Below are 4348 nucleotides of genomic sequence, written 5' to 3'. Positions count from 1 at the left end.
CCGGAGCGGGTCAGCGCCCGCCGCAGCCGCCGTCCGCCGTGCGCCAGCAGCACCCGCTCCGGCACGCCCGGCACCTGGAACGCCGCCACGTAGGCGGACCGGAGCAGCTGGTGCCCGCGGCGGGCGGGCGCCCCCCCCCCCGCCCGGGGGGGGGGGGGGCGGGGGGGGGGGGGCCGCCCCCCCCCCGCCCCCCCCCCGCCGCAGCCGTCCACCGAAGCACCGCACCTCCCGCGCACCGACCCGCCGGGCCACCACGCGGACGTCGTCGGGCTCGGTCGCCGGCAGCGGGGGCACCCCGACCGGGCCGGACCAGAACAGCCACACCGGCAGCGCCGTGAGCTGCCCGGCGAGCCGGTCGACGAGCTCGCGCAGCGCGGCTGCCAGGCGGCCGGCGTACACGGCGGAGCCGAGCACCACCGCGTCGTAGACGTCGAGCGCCCGGACCTCGTCCGGGTCGACCTCCGTCACCTCGTGGCCGGCCTCGCGCAGCACGCGCGCGACCGCGGCACCGATCTCCTGCGTCCCGCCGTGCCGCGACGCCACCGTCACCAGGACCCGCATGTCGACCTCCCCCTGCGGCACCCGCCGTCGCCCCGTCGCCACACCGGCCTGCCGTCCCCCTCAGGCTCAGCCCGGCCGGTGGCGTGCCGCCAGGGACGGAGGTCCCGCCGTGCGCGAACAGCCCCGGGGGCGCGTCACGACCGCACCCGCCGCCGGTAGACTCGCGCCATGGCCCGTGACAAGACCGCGTCGGCGAGCGCGCCCGCGAAGGTGAAGAAGACCCGGTGGTACCACCAGGTCTGGCAGGCGTACACGATGACCCGCCAGCAGGACCCGGCGGTCACGTGGCTGATCCTCGCGGTGTTCTTCGGCATCGTCGCCGTGGGCCTGCTGCTCGGCCTGGTGTTCCTCACCTGGTGGTACATGCTGCTGCTGAGCATCCCGTTCGCCCTGCTGGGGGCGATGTTCATGCTGACCCGCCGCGCCGAGCGCGCCGCCTACTCGCGCATCGAGGGGCAGCCGGGCGCCGCGTACTCCGCGCTCGGCACGATCCGCCGCGGCTGGACGTTCGCCGAGGAGCCCGTCGCGGTCGCGCCGCGCACCCAGGACCTCGTCTTCCGCGGCGTCGGCCGCCCGGGGATCGTGCTGGTCGGCGAGGGCCCGTCGCACCGGATCGGCAAGCTGCTCGAGTCCGAGCGCAAGCGCACCGCCCGCGTCCTCCAGGGCGTCCCGATCACGCTGATCGAGGTCGGTCGCGAGGAGGGCCAGGTGCCGCTCCCCCAGCTCGCCCGCAAGGTCCAGCGCCTCAAGCCGCAGCTGACCAAGCAGGAGGTCGGCGAGGTCCTCAAGCGCCTGACCGCGCTCGGTGCGGTGAAGATGCCCGTGCCGAAGGGCGTCGACCCGATGCGGGTCCGCCCCGACCGCAAGGGCATGCGCGGCCGCTGACCCGCACGCCCGTCACCCACGCCGAACGCGCCCGGCCCCGCGAGGGACCGGGCGCGTCGTGCTTCCCGGGGAGTCGGTGCCGCCGGCGTGCCGGTGGGGTCAGCGGCGGACGATCGCGGTGCCGGCCAGGCGGTCGTGCAGGCCGCGGCCGTCGGCGTCCCACACCACCGCGGGGATCACCAGGCACAGCAGCACGGTGCGGACCAGGGCCTGCAGCAGGCTCGGCGGGACGTCGCGGCCCGGGTCGGGGGCGGGGGCGTCCGGGGCCTCCACGAGGGTCCGGGGCGGGACCACGCGCCGCACCCGGATGCCGAGGACGCGGTGACCCAGCGTGGTGCCGACCGTCCCGACGAGCAGCAGGTTCTCGACGGCGAAGATCGCCAGCGTGCCGAACGCCTCGGCGTCCGCGGGCAGGAACGCGTACGCGATGAGCTGGCAGACGAACCAGTCGAGCACGAGAGCGAGCACCCGGCGCCCGAGCGGCGCGAGCGCCCCGCGCCCCTCGGCGGGCAGGCCCAGCCGCGTGCCGTGCGCGACCCCCGGCCGCCCGACCGGCGGTCCCTCCAGCCACGACCCGACGTCCTCGCGATCCACCATGCGTCAACGGTAACCGTCGCCCGCGCGGCCGCCCGCCGCCCACGTCACGCGACCGCAACACGACCAGGGGGTCACGTAACACCTCGGAAACAATCGGTACACCGCAGGGAAACTGGGTCCGCCTAGCCTCGCTGGAGGCCCGGCACGGACGGGCACGGCAAACCCGAGGAGCAGCGGATGTTCAGCAAGCCAGAGGAAGTCCTGGCCTTCATCAAGAACGAGGACGTCAAGTTCGTCGACGTCCGGTTCTGCGACCTGCCCGGCGTGATGCAGCACTTCAACGTGCCCGCCGCGACCGTGGACGAGAACTTCTTCGTCGAGGGCCAGATGTTCGACGGGTCCTCGATCCGCGGCTTCCAGGCCATCAACGAGTCCGACATGAAGCTCATCCCGGACGTCACGACGGCCTACCTCGACCCGTTCCGGACCGAGAAGACCCTCTGCCTGAACTTCCACATCGTCGACCCGTACACCGACGAGCCCTACACGCGCGACCCCCGTCAGGTCGCCGCGAAGGCCGAGGCGTACCTGCGCTCGACCGGCATCGCGGACACGGCGTTCTTCGCCCCCGAGGCCGAGTTCTACATCTTCGACGACGTGCGCTTCGAGACGAAGCAGAACAGCTCGTTCTACTCGATCGACTCCATCGAGGCGGCCTGGAACACCGGCCGCGCCGAGGAGGGCGGCAACCTCGGGCACAAGACGCCCTACAAGGGCGGCTACTTCCCCGTCCCGCCGGTCGACCACTTCGCCGACCTGCGCGACAAGATCTCGCTGCAGCTCGACGCCCTGGGCCTGCAGGTGGAGCGCGCGCACCACGAGGTCGGCACCGCCGGCCAGGCGGAGATCAACTACCGCTTCGACTCGCTCGCCAAGTCGGCCGACAAGGTGCAGCTGTTCAAGTACGTCGTGAAGAACGTGGCGCACGCCGAGGGCCGCACCGCGACCTTCATGCCGAAGCCGCTGTTCGGCGACAACGGCTCGGGCATGCACGTCCACCAGTCCCTGTGGAAGGACGGCGAGCCGCTGTTCTTCGACGAGAAGGGCTACGGCGGCCTGTCCGACATGGCCCGCTGGTACATCGGCGGCCTGCTCAAGCACGCGCCGTCGCTGCTGGCCTTCACGAACCCGACGGTGAACTCCTACCACCGCCTGGTCCCCGGCTTCGAGGCCCCGGTCAACCTGGTCTACTCGGCCCGCAACCGGTCCGCGTGCATCCGCGTCCCCGTGACCGGCTCGAACCCGAAGGCCAAGCGCATCGAGTTCCGCGTGCCGGACCCGTCGTCCAACCCGTACCTGGCCTTCGCGGCCATGCTGATGGCGGGCCTCGACGGCATCCAGAACCGCATCGAGCCGCCGGAGCCGGTCGACAAGGACCTGTACGAGCTGCCCCCGGAGGAGCACGCGCTCATCCAGCAGGTCCCCGGCACGCTCGCCGAGGTCCTGGACAACCTGGAGGCGGACCACGACTGGCTGACCGCCGGCAACGTCTTCACGCCGGACCTCATCCAGACCTGGATCGACTACAAGCGGTCCGCGGAGGTCGACCCGATCCGGCTGCGCCCGCACCCGCACGAGTTCGAGCTCTACTACGACGTCTGATCGGCTGCTCCCGATCAGCACGCAGCGAGGGGCGTCTCCCGTCAGGGAGGCGCCCCTCGTGGCGTCTGCGAACCTCGGCCGTCCCGGACAGTTCGATGGTTGACAGTTAGGCGTCTAACGTTTAGATTCCTGACCATGGACGAGAACGACGTGCCCGCCAGCAGCCTGGAGCTGCTGCGCTGGATCGGTTGGGCCCAGCGCAAGGCCGGCGAGGACTGGATCCGGTCGCGCGAGCTCAGCCACGAGCAGGGCTTCGTCCTGGGGTATCTGGCCCAGAACCCGGGCGCCATCCAGCGCGACATCGCGCAGGTCAGCCGCACCAGCGCGGCGAGCGTCTCGAGCCTGCTGCAGGGGCTCGAGCGCCGTGGACTCGTCGAGCGCCGGACGGAGCCGGGTGACGTCCGGAGCAAGCGCGTCTACGCGACGCCGGAGGGCAGCGAGCTCATCGCCGGGTTCGCGGAGGCGATGGCCGCCGCCGACGACACGATCCTGGCGCCGCTGGACCCGACCGAGCGCGCCACCCTGCACGCCCTGCTGACGAAGGTCGCCGCGGAGCTCCCCCGGCCCACCCGCTCCTAGCCCCGCGTCCGCTCGTCACCCGGGCGCCGCCCGCGCGCCGCCCGGGTGACGAGCGGACGCGGGGCTAGGAGCGGGTGGGCCGGGGGAGCTCCGCGGCGACCTTCGTCAGCAGGGCGTGCAGGGT

General features: G+C 73.0%; 5 protein-coding genes. 3 read left to right on the top strand and 2 right to left on the bottom strand.

Features of this window, described 5'->3' with window-relative positions; all coding sequences use genetic code 11:
• A partial coding sequence (locus KJP73_RS19025) for a flavodoxin domain-containing protein (RefSeq protein ID WP_213284452.1) occupies positions 1-561 on the bottom strand: 561 nt, incomplete at its 3' end.
• A 168-nt stretch (positions 562-729) separates the two neighbouring features.
• On the opposite strand from KJP73_RS19025, the gene KJP73_RS19020 reads away from it, so the two are divergent.
• Positions 730-1446, top strand: a complete 717-nt coding sequence (locus KJP73_RS19020) for a DUF4191 domain-containing protein (RefSeq protein ID WP_213284451.1) — start codon at positions 730-732, stop codon at positions 1444-1446.
• Positions 1447-1545: 99 nt separating this feature from the next.
• On the opposite strand, the gene KJP73_RS19015 is transcribed toward KJP73_RS19020, so the two are convergent.
• Positions 1546-2043: an RDD family protein gene (locus KJP73_RS19015; RefSeq protein WP_213284450.1), complete on the bottom strand. Its 498-nt coding sequence runs from the start codon at positions 2041-2043 to the stop codon at positions 1546-1548.
• A 177-nt stretch (positions 2044-2220) separates the two neighbouring features.
• On the opposite strand from KJP73_RS19015, the gene glnA reads away from it, so the two are divergent.
• Together glnA and KJP73_RS19005 are read left to right on the top strand one after the other, a co-directional pair.
• The gene (glnA, locus tag KJP73_RS19010; RefSeq protein WP_213284449.1) at positions 2221-3645 is read left to right on the top strand and encodes a type I glutamate--ammonia ligase; all 1425 of its coding nucleotides are present in this window, start codon (positions 2221-2223) and stop codon (positions 3643-3645) included.
• Between the two features lie 135 nt (positions 3646-3780).
• Entirely contained in the window at positions 3781-4224 is a 444-nt protein-coding gene (locus KJP73_RS19005; protein WP_213284448.1) for a MarR family winged helix-turn-helix transcriptional regulator, read from the top strand.
• Positions 4225-4348: the final 124 nt, after the last annotated feature.

Origin of the sequence: Cellulomonas hominis (assembly GCF_901521055.1) — a bacterium.
Lineage (GTDB): Bacteria > Actinomycetota > Actinomycetes > Actinomycetales > Cellulomonadaceae > Cellulomonas > Cellulomonas endometrii.
The sequence above is the reverse complement of the archived record's forward strand: the minus strand, read 5'-3'. Positions and strand labels throughout refer to the sequence as shown.

Excerpts from the sequence above, each read along its gene's own strand:
- KJP73_RS19020 (WP_213284451.1), top strand. The coding sequence starts at position 730 with ATGGCCCGTGACAAGACCGCGTCGGCGAGCGCGCCCGCGAAGGTGAAG.
- KJP73_RS19015 (WP_213284450.1), bottom strand. The coding sequence starts at position 2,043 with ATGGTGGATCGCGAGGACGTCGGGTCGTGGCTGGAGGGACCGCCGGTC.
- glnA (WP_213284449.1), top strand. The coding sequence starts at position 2,221 with ATGTTCAGCAAGCCAGAGGAAGTCCTGGCCTTCATCAAGAACGAGGAC.
- KJP73_RS19005 (WP_213284448.1), top strand. The coding sequence starts at position 3,781 with ATGGACGAGAACGACGTGCCCGCCAGCAGCCTGGAGCTGCTGCGCTGG.